This window comes from Paenibacillus sp. 01T424 (genome assembly GCF_056398745.1).
The window spans coordinates 37,988-54,981 of record NZ_JBFTPZ010000040.1; the positions used below are offsets into that span (position 1 = coordinate 37,988).

A 16,994-nucleotide genomic window follows, 5' to 3' on the forward strand; every position below is an offset into this window, starting at 1 on the left:
CTAACAGTGCTAAAAGTAAATAAGATGAATAATTATAAAAATTTAGAAGTTAGGTGCTAGTATTAAAAGCTCTATCATTCATTTGAAAAATGATAATTTCGAGGATGTTGATCTAAATGGCGATTTAATACTGGATAATTCATAACTGGAATTGTCCGAATGATTAGCTCAATCCAATTCTGCGCGAGTGAATAGATCGTAAATAAGCACCTCATCCTCACAAGCGAATTTGAACGCCCATGCGAACTGTTCTAATGCGACTCCATTACTCGAGTAGGCACAGAACATATCTGCTTCCGGGTCAAAATGAATCGTTTCCGCGAGTTCCGGCATCCGCTCATTCAAGAACACCGCCGCCAATGAAGCCCAATCGTAACCGTTGCCTTCGAACCCCTCGTCTGCCCGGGTGTCGAATAGTTCGGCCAAATAGCTACCGACCGTCAGAATGACAGATTTGCCGCCATTATTTTGTTTCACGATGGTAAAGGGGGCCACATCCTTCGTTTCTCCTTCAGCTGACAATGACTGTGCAGCTTCTGCTTCCGCGGAAAGCTTTGCTATAACCGCACTGCGTGCCTCGTCCGTGAAGCGGAGAACCCTGTTCTCCTCAACGATAAGGCCTTCCGCGATTCGCCCATCCAGCCAATCGCTGATGAAGCCAGGAGCGTACCCTCCTTGGCCGAATTCACCGCCGAAAGCGATCATTTGCTGATAGGTATCCAGATACTGCTGACGGCTGGTAGTCGGGTAAGCGTTGGTATATAGCCAGAACTGGACATCGTACATGAGATGAGACCGCTCATCCGCATGAAATGAGAAATGGTTCTTCTCCTGGACGATCCGGGTACAGACACTGCGTATTTTGGACTCCAGCCCGTCAACATCAGAGGCCTGACCGCAGAGTTCCGTGAGCAGTGGAGAGAATTTTCCTTCAGCCACTTTGCGCAGATCGTTCTCTTTATCTTCTTCAGTAGWGTCGTAATCCTCATCATTCACCAGACCGCGGATAAACGACTCGAAGTTGGGTGCCAGAAATGTGATCTCGTAATCATCTTCCTGATCGACATGAATGACTTCTGGTTCGCCGTCCTTGCCACAGCGACGGTAATCCAGCATCACAACATCGTGCCCTGCCGAAGGGCAGTCACAAATTACCACACCGATATCCGGATATCCCCATTCTTCAATCATGAATGGACTGCCGAGATCACCGCAGATAGAGTAGCTTTTGTCGCGTCCGATCCCCATAATTCCTGTTATAGCAATATGATCCTCAGCCCAAGAGGTAGCTTCATCTGTCGGAAAGGATGTATTATGGGGAATGCCACCGTTCTGATGCTTCATAAGAGCGATGTAGGCTGCCGGTAGCTTATAGCCGAGTTCTTCTTCTACAGAAGAAATCAGCTCATCTGTAGGCGGATCAGAGACATATTGTTCTCTAGCATAGTTACTGTCTTCCCAGAAGCTGTCGAGATCCATACCTTCAAAAGGAATCGCTCCCTGGTCTTTCATTTGTTTGCTGAGTGTGCGCAGGGATTCAGCTTTTTGTTGTTTTTGCCATTTGCTATGGCTCCAGTCTAACAATCTGGCTGAATGCTGATCGTTAGGATCCAGCTCTAGCGCGGTGCTTAGCACACTTGCCGCTTCCTCATACCGCTTCATATAATAGTAGGAATAGCCTACGCGAAAATACCACAACGGATCATTTTTTCCCTGCTCAGCAATGATAGCAAACTGTTCCAGTGCTTTTTTATACAAACTCAGATTGTTATAAGCCCGACCTATGCTGCTGATCATATCGTAATCCCTGTCCGCTGGAGGAATCTTCATCAGAGTGTCTACGATCTGCTGGTGTTCGTCATCCTCGTGCCACTGCAATATCTGTGCGCTTAGCTCTTGTTCCATCGTTGCCGCCTGCCTCCTAAGTAAAATATGATTTTCTCTATTTTACCAGAGAGAAAGCTATGAATGGAAATGTTTAGCGTCAATACGCAGTCTGCGTCGGTCTGCCCCAAAAGGGCAGTATACAGCTATAGGAAATTAGTGGTAATCTAGTTTTGTTATTTTAAAAAAGGGGAGGACGATATAGTGGCTCCAAAACATATAGTTTCTGCGGCAACAATTGTAGTTAATGAGCGTAACGAAATATTATTGATAAAAGGACCTAAACGAGGTTGGGAAATGCCAGGAGGGCAGGTTGAAGAAGGTGAATCATTGAAAGATGCAGCGATAAGGGAAACAAAGGAAGAGAGCGGTATAGATATAGAAGTGACAAAGTTTTGTGGTATTTTTCAAAATGTAAGTAGTAGTATTTGTAACACTTTATTTTTAGGCAGACCGGTCGGAGGAGAATTAACAACTACCGCTGAGTCTTTAGAAGTAGGATTTTTTCCAATCGAAACAGCATTAGAGATGGTGAGTTGGGGAAATTTCAGGCAAAGAATTGAGCTTTGCTTGAATGAAGAACTTCATCCTTTTTATGTTGAATTTTCCATTCCGCTTAAGGATTGCTAGAGAGTCTTAAGTTTTTTCCGTCGGAACTAACGGATAAGTATGATTTATTGGTCGTTGAAAGAACGATCTTAGTATGACACGGTGTTACAAAGGACTTATAGTTGGTAATCAAATAGCAAAAAGCCATCGTTTTGATCAAACTAAACGATGGCTTTTTTTCTTTTCATCAGGTCCGGTTTAAGTGGATATAAAAGATCATTGCGAGTTATAAAGTAGAAATGTCAATAACGAACCGATACCGCACATCATTTTTGAGAACACGCTCATACGATTCTTCGACTTGGTCTGCACTTATCACTTCGATCATAGGGGAAATACCGTGTTCAGCTGCGAAATCAAGCATTTCCTGTGTTTCACGAATTCCACCAACAAGTGAACCTGAAATGCTGCGACGACCCATAATTAAGGAAAATACATGATACTTATCGGGTTCGGCTGGTGCACCAACATTTACAAGTGTCCCATCAACGCGCAGTAGTGATAAATACGCATCAACATCCAGATTTGCAGACACGGTGTTTAAGATCAAATCAAAACGCCCCGCTAATTCTTTAAATGTAGCAGGTTCACTTGTAGCAAAGTAATGATCTGCGCCAAATTTCAATGCTTCTTCTTTCTTATCAATAGAGCGACTCAATACTGATACTTCAGCACCCATGGCATGAGCAAATTGAACTGCTACGTGGCCAAGACCTCCCATTCCGACAATGGCAACCTTCTTACCTGGGCCAGTATTCCAGTGTTTTAAAGGAGAGAATGTCGTAATGCCGGCACATAATAGTGGACAAGCCACATCCATATTCAGACCGTCTGGGATACGGACAACGAACCCTTCCTTTACAACGATTTTTTGGCTATATCCTCCGTATGTTGGATTACCATCATAGTCTAGACCGTTATATGTGTTGACTACACCCTTCGTACAATATTGCTCTTCTCCACTGAGACAATATTCGCATTCTCCGCAGGAATCAACAAAGCAGCCAACGCCAACACGGTCACCAACAACAAACTTGGTGACTTCTGTCCCTACTGCTTTTACGACTCCGGCAATTTCATGACCAGGAACCATGGGAAATATTCCGCCACCCCATTCACCGAATGCACTGTGAATATCAGAGTGGCAAATGCCACTAAACTTAATATCTATTAAGATATCGTTTGGCCGTAAATCTCTTCGCTCAATAATGATCTTTTCAAATGGTGCTTTTGCACTTGGGACACTTAGAACACGTGTTGTAGAAATGTTTTTATGATTATTACACATAATAGATAATACAATCCTTTCTTTGGTAAAATAATAAGTTGATTGAAGAAGTAACTCGGATCAACTTATTTTAATAGCAAGATTAGCTTAATCCTTAATGTGGACTTTAAGGCAAGGGCTTTTTGAAAATTATTAAAAAAGTTCTTATTTAAGATTTTCTTTGTAGTACTTCTTTTCTAATACATCGTAGTATTCTATTTTCAAATCAATTTTGATAAAAGCGTTATCCAAGTCTCGTTGTTTCTCCATCATTTTTTCTTTATGCTTTTCAAATATCTGTTTGCGTTGCGAGGCTGTGCTATCTCCTACTTTTGTTAACTCCACGATTGCACGTAACTCTGAAAGAGGGATGTCAGTTTTTCGTAAACATACAATAAGCTCTAACCATAATAAATCTGCTTCGTTAAAAATACGATTTCCATTTTCATCCCTTTTTATAAAAGGTAAAAGACCTTCTTGTTCATAATAACGGAGTGTATGTGCAGGCAAACCTATCTTATCTGCTGCTTCTTTGATATGAATTTCCATTTGAATCCTCCATATATCCTTATAATTATTTTGCTCTTATTAATGTGATCATCAGTTAGGTTTTATTATAGACCTTAAAGTACACTTTAATGCAACAGCGCTTTCTCATCTTGTTCTAGTGATTTTAGATTATCGCTTGACTTAAAGTCGACTTTAAGAGTTATTGTTGCTTTGTTTAGAAAATAGTAAAGATACAAGGAAGGCTGGAGATGCTTTTTATGGATAAACGAAGTAATTTGCTTATATTTATATTGGCGGTAGGAGTTTTCGGTATTTTGAATACTGAAATGGGTGTTATTGGTATATTGCCTTTGATTGCTGATTATTATGATGTCAGTGTATCGAAAGCTGGATTGTTTGTGAGTCTCTTTGCACTTGTGGTTGCAATTTCTGCTCCAAGTATGCCGCTATTGTTTTCAGGAATAAATCGCAAAAAGGCAATGTTACTTGTACTTGGTGTGTTTGTTTTGGGTAACTTAGTCTCGATAATTGCATCTAACTTTACAATTGCATTAATTGCTCGTGTGATTCCAGCTATTTTTCATCCCATTTATTGTTCAATGGGATTGACAGTAGCTGCTAACTCAGTAAGCAATGAAAAAGCTCCAAAAGCTGTTTCCAAAATAATGTTGGGAGTATCTGCAGGTATGGTACTTGGTGTGCCAATTACTAGTTTTATAGCTAGTGAAACTTCGTTTGAAATGGCCATGTTATTCTTTGCTATCATTAATGCTTTAACATTCCTTGCTACATTGCTATTTGTACCATCTATGCCTGTTAAGGAAAGACTCACTTACGGATCACAGTTAAGCGTATTAAAAAATTCCATTACTTGGATTTCCATTGCCGCAGTTGTTTTTATAAATTCAGCAATATTTGGGGTTTACAGTTACCTTGCTGAGTATCTTGAAACCATTACTAATATTTCAGGGAAAACGATTAGTTTAATGTTAGTAGTATACGGTGGGGCAAATGTTATTGGAAACATTGTGGCTGGGAAGTTACTTACTAAAAATGCTATCAAAACAGTAGCAATTTTTCCTTTCACATTAGGAGCAGTTTACATCTTGTTATTCTCATTTGGACAGTTCACTGTACCTATGGCTATCATTACTTTGGTTTGGGGAATATTAGCTGGTATTGGAGGTAATATCGCTCAATATTGGATCACGTCCGCAGCTCCCAAAGCTCCTGATTTCGCTAATGGATTATTTTTATCATCTGCTAATATAGGAACAACAATTGGTACAGCTGTAGGTGGATTATTTATATCAATTATCGGTACACAATACATTGTAGTAGGGGGATTACTATCATTGATATTGGGTGCGGTGTGTATTTTGCTAAGAAACAACATATTTAGTCCTAGAAAACAAGTTTCTATAGAAGAAATTTAATCCTGATTTTCAAAAATATATAAACAGACGATTTCTTTTTTTTAAAATACCATTCGAAAGCTGATTTCTTTTTTTACATCTATGGCTTACTAGGAGAAATAATCAACATGAGCATATGTGGAGATTCAAAGGTTCAACCATACTTTACCGAATTAACTATTTTTTACGGAAGGTGGTCTAAGTAGAGACTTTTGGTGCTTTTACCAGCCCTATAATTTTCTTCATTCACAACTTCGTTCCATCTAGATGCTATTTGAGAAGAAGAATACTTGGTCAAAATCTAAGAAAACGTGAGCATTTAAGAGAAAAGCGATTCTCCATATAGGGAGGTTAGCATGGAAATGATCAAATCAAAAACATGAAATTAGAAAACCGCAAGTTACACTTTTTGGATAAAAGTAAATGAAATATAATGCCCTAGGAACGACTTAAGAGAAGTGACACAAGAGTTTAATAATTAAAAAATACACTTCACTAAATGAAAGTAAGAAATACTAGGAGAGTGACGTGAGATGAACAGTAAAGAAAGCTTTTCGAACCGGGTTGATTCATATTTGAAGTATCGCCCGAGCTATCCGAAAGAGGCTGTTGATTATTTGTACGACTACGTCGGTTTGCGTTCGAACAGTAAAATAGCTGACATCGGTTCCGGTACAGGCATCTTTTCAAAACTACTTCTGGAACGCGGAAGCTATGTGATTGCGGTCGAGCCGAATCAGGCAATGCGGGTAGCCGCCGAGCAAATGTTAGAAAGCAATCCGAACTTTCAGAGTATATCAGGTTCTGCAGAATCTACTGGATTACCTGATCAGTCGGTTGAGTTTATTGTCTGCTCACAAGCGTTTCACTGGTTTGATCGCTTAGCAGCGCAAACCGAGTTTCGTAGAATTCTACAGCCGGGCGGGAGAGTAATACTAATCTGGAATTCCCGTCTTACAAGCGGTACTACATTTCGTGAAGAGTACGATCAACTGCTCCATACATACGGAACCGACTACGTAAAAGTTAATCATAAAAACATTTCTCAGTCGATGCTTCACTCTTTTTTCAAGGAAGGTACGATGCATGAGGTGCGATTCAGAATGAGCCAGGAGTTTGATTTCGAGGGCTTGAGAGGCCGGTTGCTATCATCTTCCTACAGCCCTGTACCTGGGCATCCCAATTACAAACCGATGATGACGGATCTGCGAAATCTATTTGATAGGAATAATTAGGATGGTTTTGTTCTATTCGATTATGAAACTGAAATATTTTGGGGAGAAGTATAGATCAAACTTCGATTTAAGAGAATCATTGTGCTAATGGGGAACGCAAATTATATTAAAACTTCTCATTAAAAGCAACTCTAGAATTATTAGGTCTAATGGGAAGTTTTATTATGAATTTTGGTGAATTAAGGAAACTGTATGTAGTCGAAAAGCAGATTAAGGGATTTAGTCCAAACACACTAAAAGCATACACCTTATAGCTACAGATGCTGGTTTCTAAATTTGGCTATCCCGACTATCAGGTGGTCATTATAGCGGCTTTTTGACCAATTAATTAAAGGCACTTTTTTTAGAATATTAGCCGCTGTTACTCAAATAAAGGGCAGTACAACTTAATATTGAACTTTAAAAAAAAGGAACCTTTTATTATCGATGTGCGTCTATATTTACGGGAACAATGATCTCTAGTACAGGGAGTTAATTCTTGTTTTAACGGTCTTTTTGGAAAGGAGTGCTCGAATAAAAAAATGTTGGATTCTTGTTTTACTGACGGAGAACGATAGTTGAATCATACTTAATGTTGAGCAGGTGAGTGTTAGCCTGTTCATTTTTATTAAACTAAGAGTGATGCAATTGTTGATAAAAATTAAAGGCCAAATGCAAATCATTTGGGTGGTGGGTAAACTGTTTCCTATAAAATTAATTCTAACAATGATAGTTGTTGCTACCCTCATTATTGGATGTATATCACAACCAGTAAGACCAGATGATAAAGTTATTGAGGCCTTTATTAGTGACAATAACATTAACGTAATTGAGTTGGTGAAGTACAAGGAGTACACAGCAATTGCATATAAGAACGATACAGAGGTAGGTTTCTACTKGGATCAATCAGGTAATGGAACATTTTCGAAACATTGGGAGAATGTAGAGGGGACAAAGATTCCACAGCGATTCATTGGAGGTTTTTCTGACAAATACTTAGTTGAATTTATCATCGATGAGAGTATTTTAAATAAAATAAACACTTATACAACCAGAATAGGAACCTTTACAAAAGAACCAAATCAGAAGTGCTTTATATTTCCTACAGGAACTGGCGGTATTCAGTATTTTGACAAAAACAATAAACCGATTGAATTTTAGGAATTAAAATGGGTTGTACTAATGGAGAACGATTGTTCAATTTTAGAAGAGATACTACATGGCGACCCTTATCCATACTAACGGCAGAATATTTCCAATATGTAAATTATGTATTTGTTTATCCACCATCTCTACTTCTAGTTTGAGTTCAATAACTAAAAGGAGTCTAAGAATGACAAAAACGCAACTGCTATTGGTTGTTCAACTGCTGGTTTTCGTTCTTGCTGGTTGTTCTGATAACCAGGAAGATATCGCCTCAAAGAATAACCATACCAACTTATCTGTTTCGCCAAACCAGAATATCGAAAACACCATTGATTCTGGGGAACATTCGAAATCAAGCCAACCAAATTCAATGATCGAAAACGGCATCTCCAATTTGGAATTGACCCTGCCGAAGGGATGGAGCCTGAATACGGAAGACCACTTTGGCGCATCCCTCACCGACGAGAATGGAATCAATCTCGGAAGTGTTGTCACGTACCCGTATACTGTCGATTTCAGCTTTAACATGTATAAGCCGAACCATAGTGAAATTACAGATGAAGAAGTAATTGATACTTCCATCGGAAGCGGCAAGCTCTATACGCTCGACACGGATAACGGTACGGCCGCCTCTGGCCTGACCGGCACACATGACGTCTATTTCGCAGTCATACCTATTCAAGAAAAAATAATATATGTATTGGAATTCTCGAAGCATGATAAAGAGGCATCGACGAAAAAACAATTCATCAGTCTACTGAATGGGTTGCAGTTAAGAAAGTGATTGTCAGCCAAGCTGGACCTTTTGGAAATAGACGTAATCCTTTTTATAATTAGTGGACTGTAGATCTTAACAAGCAACCAATATTTCATTAAACTAACGGGCAGAAGAGTGTGGTGGGCAATTTATTATCGCTCTTTCTTATGCCAGAGTAACACATTCGCTTCACCTACAATATGATGAGTCTAGAAATCTAAAGAGGTGAGTCAATGGCAGTCGTAAAAGCAAGGCAACAGGATATTAACATGTTGGCAAGGTTGCTTCGAGCTGAAGCTGAGACCGAAGGCGAAATGGGAATGCTGCTTGTTGGAAATGTTGGCATTAACCGAATAAGAGGGAATTGCTCCGATTTTAAAGATATCCGGACAATTCCTCAAATGATCAACCAGGAGCATGCGTTCGAAGCGTTGCAACATAGTTTGTACTATCAAAATGCAAGAGACAGGGAACGCCGTCTGGCGCAACGGGCAGTGAATGGGGAGCGGAATTGGCCAGCCAAATTCTCCTTATGGTATTTCCGTCCAGGATCGTTCGAAAATCCCGGTCCATGTCCGCCAACTTGGTATAATCAGCCGCTCGCAGGACGATGGAAGAAGCACTGCTTTTATGAACCGACCGGAGAAGAATGTGAAAATATCTATAATACGTTTTAATTTTATAAATGCAAAGAGCTCATTAGTATCTCATAACCTGACTTGTCACAGCCATGTGTCGGTTGACAACAACTTTATCTCATTAAGTGCCGCGTAAATCGCGGCTTTTTTGTGTTTAGTGTTTCGGAGACTATACCTACGTGGCAGGGCGTTCGATGTTGGATGACAAGAAAATTAGACAAAAGAATGAGGTTAGCTTTTAGTATCTGCTGGAGCGTGAGATTATGCATTCGCTGCGGCTCCTGGAAGTCGTGAAATACTTAAGGATAAGCGAGATGAGAAGATATTTTATGAGAGGGGACCTCTCTGCAGGGTACTGCGGGGAGGTTTTTTTGTTTGTTTATATTCTTAAGCATTCTAGTTCTAGCTAATAGCCTTTCCATTCTAATAATAAATGGATAAATCATAATGTTGTATTTGAAAAAAATGATGGCAATAACCAACAACCCTCAGGAAGAAAGCTTGTTCTTCCCTATGATGCCTTAATTACTACTCAGTTTTTTGCAGCACTTGATCAGGAAAATGTAGTATTGAGTGGTTTTAACCCACGTTTTGCAGCTTTTTATGTTTTCGCAATGTTAAAACAGCATAAAAAAGCATTGAATTGTTAAAAGTACGTAAAATAAAGCAAATTATATTGCGGCTTTTTGAATTATTCTCTATAATCAGAGTTGTTCGACGAAGTTAATGAAATGAGGAGACGTAATGGACAACAATAACGAGCGCATTAAAGGGGTCATTTTCGATTGGGCAGGAACGGTCATTGACTATGGTTGCTTTGCCCCAATGCACGCATTTTTGGAATCATTCGATAAAGCGGGAGTGCCCATCACAAATCGGGAAGCAAGAGAACCTATGGGCATGTTGAAGTGGGATCATATTCAAGCGATATTGCAGATGGATAGGGTACGGGGACAATGGATTGACAAGTACGGTACTGAACCTGTTAAAGAAGATATCGATCGATTATATTCCGATTTTGAATCGACCTTGATGGAGTCGTTAAAAGCGTATACGGATCCGATACCAGGAGTGTTGGAGACGATTAGTCTTCTCCGTGAAGCGGGGATCGTTATTGGCTCGACTACAGGCTACACCAAAGGAATGATGGATGTTATCGTGCCTGAGGCAAGGCGCAAAGGATATTCGCCTGACTTCATGATTGCTTCAGATGAGGTGAAAGCGGGACGCCCTTATCCGTATATGATATTCCGTAATATGACAGAACTCGGGATATTTCCTCCCGCTTCAGTGATGAAGGTCGGGGACACGGTATCTGACATTTATGAAGGAAAGAACGCAGGCGTATGGACAGTGGCTATCATCTCGGGCAGCAGTGAGCTCGGACTGACACAATCAGAGGTAGAGATGATGGACGCAGGCGCGCTGAAAGCGCGCATGGACGAGACGAGAAAATCGTTCGAAAAAGCGGGAGCTGATTTCATTATTAATTCAATATCCCAGCTTCCAGCCGTTATAAAAGAACTTGAACTAAGCGGTCTAGCGAGGGAGCTCCGATGAATCATTACTTTAATCCGGTATCTATTTATTTCGGCGAAGCATCTCTTGGCGCGCTCTGCGATAAGTTAAAGCACGAGTATGCTAGGGTACGGCGCGTATTGCTTTTAACTAGAGGGTTTGAAGTCGATAAATCCGAATGTTTGAAGCCTGTTCAGGACATTTTAACCGAGAAAGACGTTTTTATTCATGAAGTCACATTGAATAATCCCGACATTAAGGATATCTATCAACTTATTCAGCAGGTTAATTCATTCGATTATGAATTGATTGTCGCGATTGGCGGCGGAAGTGTAATGGACGCAGCAAAAACGTTAGCGGCACTGCAGCGCTTAAATCTGGACTGCCCAGAGGATGTTAGGAAGGCAATCACAGGCGAGCAATATAGTAAACAAACAGGATTCGCGCCATGGATCGGCATTCCGACTACCTCCGGAACGGGGTCTGAGGTAACGAGCTGGGCAACGATATGGGATGAGGAGCTCGGCTGCAAGTATTCGGTATCCGATCAACGTTTGTTTGCAAGCGCGGCTTTGATTCTTCCTGAGCTAACCTTGACCATGCCGCTCCGCTTGAGCGTTTCAACGGCTCTGGATGCGTTATGCCATGCCACTGAAGCCTATTGGTCCGTTCATACTAACGAAATCTCCCGTTTGTATGCTCTGGAAGCGATTGAACGAATTCGGAATGCGCTGCCATTGCTGAAAGAAAGTCCTGAGCAGCTTGGTTGCAGAGAGCAATTGTCACTAGGCAGCGTGCTTGCAGGTCTGGCCTTCAGCAATACGAGAACGACCGCTTGCCATTCCATTTCTTATCCGTTGACATTATCCTACGGCATTGATCATGGTATTGCTGCCAGCGTGACGTTAGCCACTGTTCTAAAGCATAACTATTCTACGTTAGTAGAGCCGAGGAAGCTTCTTCATGCGTTCGGAGCGGAGGATGTTCAAGGCGTGCAACGGTTTGTTCAATCCATTTATGAACTATACGGCTTGTCGGGCAATCTGAACGATTACGGCGTTACTGAAGAAGGAATTGAAGCCATTATCGCCCAAGCATACACAAAAGGAAGAATGGACAACAACCCCGCTCCTATTTCGCCTGAAGAACTGAAGCATATGCTCGTTTCACTGCTTTAAATTCTCAGCGTCATGTTTGGCTTGTACTTCCATTACGCAAAGAACAGCCGGCTACGCTTGATATAAGCATTCGATATACAAAAAACAAAGGAGTGTTAGATGATGAAAAAGGCATTATCGATCGTTCTTACTTTTGTACTAATTACTGTTCTTGCGGCATGCGGAAGCAATAACTCAGCGGAGAATGGCAGCAGCAGTTCGAAACCGGCGAAATCGAAAGACACCATTACGATGGTCTGGTATCCGAATGAATCGGGAGCCGAGTTGAAAGACGCACGCGACGAGTTTTCGAAAATTATTGAAGAAGCAACAGGCAAAAAAGTAGAACACCAAACGACGACCGACTATATTATCGCGATTGAAGCCATCGCAAACGGCAACGCGGATATTGGTTACATGGGAGCGCAAGGCTACATTGATGCTAACGCAAAGAACGATCAGGTTCAGTCTTTATTTGTGCAAAGCGGTGAGTCCGGAACGCTCGATGATGCTGTTTATTACAGCTGGCTCGCAGTTAACAAAGGCGAAGAATCTGAATACATGAATGGCAGCGATTTCGCTCTCGATAAAATGGAAGGCAAGAAATTTTCATTCGTATCGAATTCCTCTACATCCGGATTCAAGGTTCCATCGGCAGGCATTATCAGCTACTTCAGCAAAATGGACAAGTACAAGACGTTGACGACTGAAGATCTTCTGCAAGGCGGAGACGACAAATTGTTCAGTGAGGTTTTATTTGGCGGATCGCACCAAGGAGCGGCAGTCAACCTCTTGTCCGGCAAAGCCGACATTGCAGCATTCTGCGATACTTGCGTGGAGAACTATGTAGAGCTTGTATCCGGCGATGCGAATAAACCAGGTGCAGTATACAAAGTGAAAGAAGGTGCGGAAGAACCGTTCAATACACTAGCGAACAAAGAGTTCACTTTAATCTCTGTTACGCCTGTTCTAAACCAGCCTTTTGCAGTTAACAAAAACACACTTAGTGAAGAGGACCAACAGAAATTATTGGAAATATTCACATCTGACGCTGTAACGAATAACGAGAAAATTTTCCTTCCGAAAGATGGCGAAGGAACGAGCATCTTTAAGAAAAAATCGGGTAAAGAGAAATTTGTACCGGTGGACGACGCTTTCTTCAACCCGGTTCGCGAAATGGCTAAATAAGAAATTTTATTCGGCATCGCGTCATACGGCCATTTTTAAAACAACTGGGAAAGAGAAAAGGAGTTACTCATGACAACGTTATTGGAATTCAAGCATGTATCGAAACAATACGGCTCGGATACAAAGGCGTTATCGAATGTTAACTTCGCTGTGAATGAAGGGGAGTTCGTTTCTGTCATCGGACCATCAGGGGCGGGCAAATCGACTCTCCTTCGCTGCATTAATCGAATGATTGAAGCAAGCAGCGGGGAGATCCTATTCGATAACAAGAATGTGTTAGCAATAAATAAGAAAGAGCTGAAGAGGCTAAGGACTCGAATCGGAATGATTTTTCAGCATTACAATCTGGTTAACCGGTTGAGTGTGTTCGAGAATGTTCTACATGGAAGGCTTGGGTATAAGTCTACCTTGGCTGGCGTGCTCGGTATTTATACTGAGGAGGAGAAGGTGAAGGCGTACGGTGTTCTGCAGATCCTGGGCTTGGAGGRGCAAGTCTATAAACGCTGTGATCAGTTAAGCGGCGGCCAGAAGCAACGCGTAGGCATTGCGCGGGCACTGATACAGGATCCGAAGATGCTCTTATGCGATGAGCCGATCGCATCATTGGATCCGAATGCTTCCAAAGTCATTATGGAGCATCTTCGCAATATTTGCTCCACTATGGGAATTACTGTCGTCGTCAATTTGCACCAAGTCGATGTAGCACTGAAATATTCGGATCGCATCATTGGAGTCAACAAAGGAACGGTCGTATACGATGGTACTCCAGAGGGATTGACGAAGGAGCGTCTTCATCACATATATGGCTCGGAGCTGGATGTGTTGCTTGATTCGAACGGTGGCCTTAATGCGGGATAACTTTTTTCTGCGAAAAAGACTGAACACCCTGTTGTTCTGCGCACTGATGCTTGGCGCTACGATGCTGGCGATAATAATTACGGAGTATGATGTGATAAAGGGATTTACTTCTATTCCTAAAGCGGTGCAATGGGCGGTCAGCAACTTTTATCCGGATGAGAAATCGATGATGAAACTGCCGGATATACTGGAAAAGCTCATAGAGACGCTATTGGTTTCCATCGCGGCAACGACCACGGCATCGGTATTTGCACTGGCTTTCGCAGTCCTAGGCTCGCAGACGACAGGTATAAACGGGGTATTCAGCCTGGCAAGCCGCTGGATTGCGACAATATTCCGTAATATCGACGTAGCAGCTTGGTCGATGATATTGCTGTTCTCCTTCGGGATGAACGTGCTGACGGGTTATTTGGCTTTGTTTTTCGGCTCATTCGGTTTTCTTACAAGGGCTTTCATGGAGTCTATTGATGAAGTCAGCAACAGCTCCGTAGAAGCGTTAAGGGCTACAGGTGCGAGTTATCTGGCTATCATTGCACAGTCTGTCATTCCATCGAGTATTCCTCAGTTGCTGAGCTGGATCTTGTTCACGATCGAAACGAATATTAGACAAGCGACTTTAATTGGTATTCTAACTGGGACAGGCATTGGATTTTTATTCAATCTGTATTACAAAAGCTTGAACTACGGTGCCGCCTCCTTAGTCGTAGTCGTCATCGTCATTGCCATCATGATTATCGAGTCTGTATCAAGCTATGTGAGGAGAGTGATTATGTAACATGAATCGCATAGTTAAGCCCTTTAATAAAGCTTCATTCGTAATTCGACTAACTTTAATGACGCTAGCAGCGCTTTCGTTATTCGGGTTTTTCACGTTTGACTACAAGGATCTAAATCTCTTGGAGGCAGTGAAAGGCACGGGCGATACGCTCGGCACCATGTTCCTAGAAGCAAGGGCAAAGCATTTCACTTTAGCCGAGGCGCTGAAGCAAGTGGTCATCACGCTAGGGCTTGCTTTTTTAACGACGCTGTTTGGCGGGGTAATTGCTCTATTTCTTGGCTTACTTGCTGCGCGTAATCTATCGAGTCCGGCAGTATCGCTGCTCATCAGAAGCATCGTTGCCTTCATAAGAGCGGTTCCCACGGTATTATGGGTACTTATTTTTGCTGTAGCGGCAGGGCTTGGGAGTGTGGCCGCTGTTATAGGCATGACGTTCCACTCCGTGAGTTACTTGGTTAAAGCGTATTCCGAGTCTTTCGAAGAAATGGAGGATGGTGTTATTGAAGCGATGAAAGCCAGCGGAGCTAATTGGTGGCAGATTGTGTTTCAGGCTGTCCTTCCCTCTTCAATCTCGTATCTGATCTCTTGGACGTTTATGCGCTTCGAGATCAACTTCGCAGTTGCGTTAGCGATGGGCGCTGCGGCAGGCGCTGGAGGCATCGGCTATGATATGTTTATGGCCAGCAATTATTATTTCGATGTACGGGAAATCGGACTGATTACGTACATGATTTTGGCATTCGCTATTATTCTGGAAATTGTGGCGAGAATAATCAAGAAGAAATTGAAGATGAATGTGTAACGATTCGGCTTTTTTTATTTATCACGCAAAATAAAGCAAAAAATAGGATTGTCAAAGAACCAACCACTTGAGAACTGGCATTATCAAATGTATACTATTGATGTTGCAATTGATTGTACAATTGTCAGATTGTCGGAAGCGGGTGGATTCATGCTCCAAGAAGAGCGCTACAAAAAAATACAAGAAATATTAAAGCAAAACGATTCTGTTAAAGTAACCGATCTAGTCCATGTTCTCAATGTTTCGATTGATACAGTCAGACGGGATTTGGAAAATATGGAATCGAAGAAGCTGCTTAAGCGCGTCCATGGAGGCGCTATTCCAGCTGACGATCACGGAGACCAGAGTGTATTTTTTTATAGAGAGAATAGAAACAAAGAGAAAAAGATAGAGCTCGCTCAGTTGGTATGCGAATATGTATCCGAAGGCCAAGCCATTGCTTTAAATGCGGGGACGACAACTTTGGAGATCGCCAAGAAGCTCTCCGAAAATTTCGAAAGGCTGACGATTATATCGAACGGATTGCGTATTATCGAACAATTCTCCAACAAGGCGAGCTTCACTGTCATTGTGCCAGGCGGCATTTTGGACCAACAAGAATACGCGTTATATGGGAAGAAGTGTGAAGAGGATATCGCCGGATACAATATTGACCAGGTATTTATTTCGATTAATGCGATTTCGGTTAACAAAGGTTTAACTGATTTCCGTATTCATGAAATCGATATTATTAAGGCGATGATAGGAAGTGCCAGGCAGATTAATGTTGCGGCCGATTCCAGCAAATTCGAGAAGGTTTCTTATTTGAATGTTTGTCCGCTGGATCAGATTGATATGATTATTACGGACTCTTCAATTAATGAAGATATTGTGAAAAAGTATAAACATTCAGGAATGAAAGTCGTTTACAAACAGAGTTAACCGGTAATGGACGGACAGAACAGGAATCGCCAAGGCAGCCTTTCCCACTTTAACAGTGGGAAGGGCTTTTTTTTATATAATTTGCATTTTTAAAATTAATATACTGCATAAAGTATTAAGTTACTGTTAAAAACAGCAAAATATATTGCTTTAAAATGCATTATTTCTATATACTTTAAAAAGCATGAACCATAGGTGCTTAAATTTACCTTGCTGTAGTTCAACAGTATGCTTCGATTCGGGCGATGGGGAATGACAAACTGATTTGAGAGGATGGGTTACGTATAAGGCAATGGTCAATTCGATAAAGCAAGCAGAAGATAACCTTACCT

At 41.5% G+C, this 16,994-nt stretch carries 16 protein-coding genes; 13 read left to right on the forward strand and 3 right to left on the reverse strand.

Annotation, left to right across the window (positions count from 1 at the left end):
• Nucleotides 1–168 precede the first annotated feature (168 nt).
• Nucleotides 169–1,698 carry an Imm51 family immunity protein gene (locus AC1DPK_RS25660; RefSeq protein ID WP_477512050.1) on the reverse strand — a complete coding sequence of 510 codons (1,530 nt, stop codon included), beginning with the start codon at nt 1,696–1,698 and terminating at the stop codon, nt 169–171.
• Nucleotides 1,699–2,085: 387 nt separating this feature from the next.
• Between AC1DPK_RS25660 and AC1DPK_RS25665 the strand changes: the two genes are divergently transcribed.
• Nucleotides 2,086–2,514: an NUDIX hydrolase gene (locus AC1DPK_RS25665; RefSeq protein ID WP_430063174.1), complete on the forward strand. Its 429-nt coding sequence runs from the start codon at nt 2,086–2,088 to the stop codon at nt 2,512–2,514.
• Nucleotides 2,515–2,719: 205 nt separating this feature from the next.
• Here the strand turns inward: AC1DPK_RS25665 and AC1DPK_RS25670 are convergent, their stop codons facing one another.
• Both AC1DPK_RS25670 and AC1DPK_RS25675 read right to left on the reverse strand, forming a co-directional pair.
• Nucleotides 2,720–3,781, reverse strand: coding sequence for an NAD(P)-dependent alcohol dehydrogenase (locus tag AC1DPK_RS25670; RefSeq protein ID WP_477512051.1), 1,062 nt, complete (start codon nt 3,779–3,781; stop codon nt 2,720–2,722).
• A gap of 144 nt (nt 3,782–3,925) precedes the next feature.
• Entirely contained in the window at nt 3,926–4,309 is a 384-nt protein-coding gene (locus AC1DPK_RS25675; protein ID WP_441911906.1) for a MerR family transcriptional regulator, read from the reverse strand.
• Between the two features lie 218 nt (nt 4,310–4,527).
• On the opposite strand from AC1DPK_RS25675, the gene AC1DPK_RS25680 reads away from it, so the two are divergent.
• The 12 genes from AC1DPK_RS25680 to AC1DPK_RS25735 all read left to right on the forward strand — a co-directional run bounded on the left by AC1DPK_RS25680 (nt 4,528) and on the right by AC1DPK_RS25735 (nt 16,662).
• Nucleotides 4,528–5,706, forward strand: coding sequence for an MFS transporter (locus AC1DPK_RS25680; protein ID WP_477512052.1), 1,179 nt, complete (start codon nt 4,528–4,530; stop codon nt 5,704–5,706).
• Nucleotides 5,707–6,218: 512 nt separating this feature from the next.
• Nucleotides 6,219–6,920 (forward strand): class I SAM-dependent methyltransferase, encoded by a 702-nt coding sequence (locus AC1DPK_RS25685; RefSeq protein WP_477512053.1) that lies wholly within the window; start codon nt 6,219–6,221, stop codon nt 6,918–6,920.
• A gap of 627 nt (nt 6,921–7,547) precedes the next feature.
• Nucleotides 7,548–8,060: a hypothetical protein gene (locus AC1DPK_RS25690; protein ID WP_477512054.1), complete on the forward strand. Its 513-nt coding sequence runs from the start codon at nt 7,548–7,550 to the stop codon at nt 8,058–8,060.
• Between the two features lie 172 nt (nt 8,061–8,232).
• Nucleotides 8,233–8,829, forward strand: coding sequence for a hypothetical protein (locus tag AC1DPK_RS25695; protein WP_477512055.1), 597 nt, complete (start codon nt 8,233–8,235; stop codon nt 8,827–8,829).
• Between the two features lie 206 nt (nt 8,830–9,035).
• Entirely contained in the window at nt 9,036–9,479 is a 444-nt protein-coding gene (locus tag AC1DPK_RS25700) for a cell wall hydrolase (protein ID WP_076270629.1), read from the forward strand.
• A 705-nt stretch (nt 9,480–10,184) separates the two neighbouring features.
• Nucleotides 10,185–11,000, forward strand: a complete 816-nt coding sequence (gene phnX / locus AC1DPK_RS25705) for a phosphonoacetaldehyde hydrolase (protein ID WP_477512056.1) — start codon at nt 10,185–10,187, stop codon at nt 10,998–11,000.
• Entirely contained in the window at nt 10,997–12,136 is a 1,140-nt protein-coding gene (locus AC1DPK_RS25710; protein WP_477512057.1) for a phosphonoacetaldehyde reductase, read from the forward strand. The genes phnX and AC1DPK_RS25710 overlap by 4 nt, the downstream gene beginning before the upstream one ends.
• A gap of 102 nt (nt 12,137–12,238) precedes the next feature.
• Entirely contained in the window at nt 12,239–13,303 is a 1,065-nt protein-coding gene (locus AC1DPK_RS25715; RefSeq protein WP_441884539.1) for a PhnD/SsuA/transferrin family substrate-binding protein, read from the forward strand.
• A 69-nt stretch (nt 13,304–13,372) separates the two neighbouring features.
• Nucleotides 13,373–14,161: a phosphonate ABC transporter ATP-binding protein gene (gene phnC, locus AC1DPK_RS25720; RefSeq protein ID WP_477512058.1), complete on the forward strand. Its 789-nt coding sequence runs from the start codon at nt 13,373–13,375 to the stop codon at nt 14,159–14,161.
• On the forward strand, nt 14,151–14,936 hold the full coding sequence (locus tag AC1DPK_RS25725) for a PhnE/PtxC family ABC transporter permease (RefSeq protein ID WP_441884619.1): 786 nt from the start codon (nt 14,151–14,153) through the stop codon (nt 14,934–14,936). Before phnC ends, AC1DPK_RS25725 begins: the two co-directional genes overlap by 11 nt.
• A gap of 1 nt (nt 14,937) precedes the next feature.
• Nucleotides 14,938–15,741 (forward strand): PhnE/PtxC family ABC transporter permease, encoded by an 804-nt coding sequence (locus AC1DPK_RS25730; protein ID WP_477512059.1) that lies wholly within the window; start codon nt 14,938–14,940, stop codon nt 15,739–15,741.
• Nucleotides 15,742–15,789: 48 nt separating this feature from the next.
• Nucleotides 15,790–16,662 (forward strand): DeoR/GlpR family DNA-binding transcription regulator, encoded by an 873-nt coding sequence (locus tag AC1DPK_RS25735; protein ID WP_477512060.1) that lies wholly within the window; start codon nt 15,790–15,792, stop codon nt 16,660–16,662.
• Nucleotides 16,663–16,994: the final 332 nt, after the last annotated feature.

What these genes read in the sequence shown, in the direction of transcription:
- AC1DPK_RS25730 (WP_477512059.1), top strand. Translation starts at nt 14,938, where the DNA reads ATGAATCGCATAGTTAAGCCCTTTAATAAAGCTTCATTCGTAATTCGA.
- AC1DPK_RS25715 (WP_441884539.1), top strand. Translation starts at nt 12,239, where the DNA reads ATGAAAAAGGCATTATCGATCGTTCTTACTTTTGTACTAATTACTGTT.
- AC1DPK_RS25710 (WP_477512057.1), top strand. Translation starts at nt 10,997, where the DNA reads ATGAATCATTACTTTAATCCGGTATCTATTTATTTCGGCGAAGCATCT.
- AC1DPK_RS25725 (WP_441884619.1), top strand. Translation starts at nt 14,151, where the DNA reads ATGCGGGATAACTTTTTTCTGCGAAAAAGACTGAACACCCTGTTGTTC.
- AC1DPK_RS25695 (WP_477512055.1), top strand. Translation starts at nt 8,233, where the DNA reads ATGACAAAAACGCAACTGCTATTGGTTGTTCAACTGCTGGTTTTCGTT.
- phnX (WP_477512056.1), top strand. Translation starts at nt 10,185, where the DNA reads ATGGACAACAATAACGAGCGCATTAAAGGGGTCATTTTCGATTGGGCA.
- AC1DPK_RS25675 (WP_441911906.1), bottom strand. Translation starts at nt 4,309, where the DNA reads ATGGAAATTCATATCAAAGAAGCAGCAGATAAGATAGGTTTGCCTGCA.
- AC1DPK_RS25700 (WP_076270629.1), top strand. Translation starts at nt 9,036, where the DNA reads ATGGCAGTCGTAAAAGCAAGGCAACAGGATATTAACATGTTGGCAAGG.
- AC1DPK_RS25685 (WP_477512053.1), top strand. Translation starts at nt 6,219, where the DNA reads ATGAACAGTAAAGAAAGCTTTTCGAACCGGGTTGATTCATATTTGAAG.
- AC1DPK_RS25680 (WP_477512052.1), top strand. Translation starts at nt 4,528, where the DNA reads ATGGATAAACGAAGTAATTTGCTTATATTTATATTGGCGGTAGGAGTT.
- AC1DPK_RS25670 (WP_477512051.1), bottom strand. Translation starts at nt 3,781, where the DNA reads ATGTGTAATAATCATAAAAACATTTCTACAACACGTGTTCTAAGTGTC.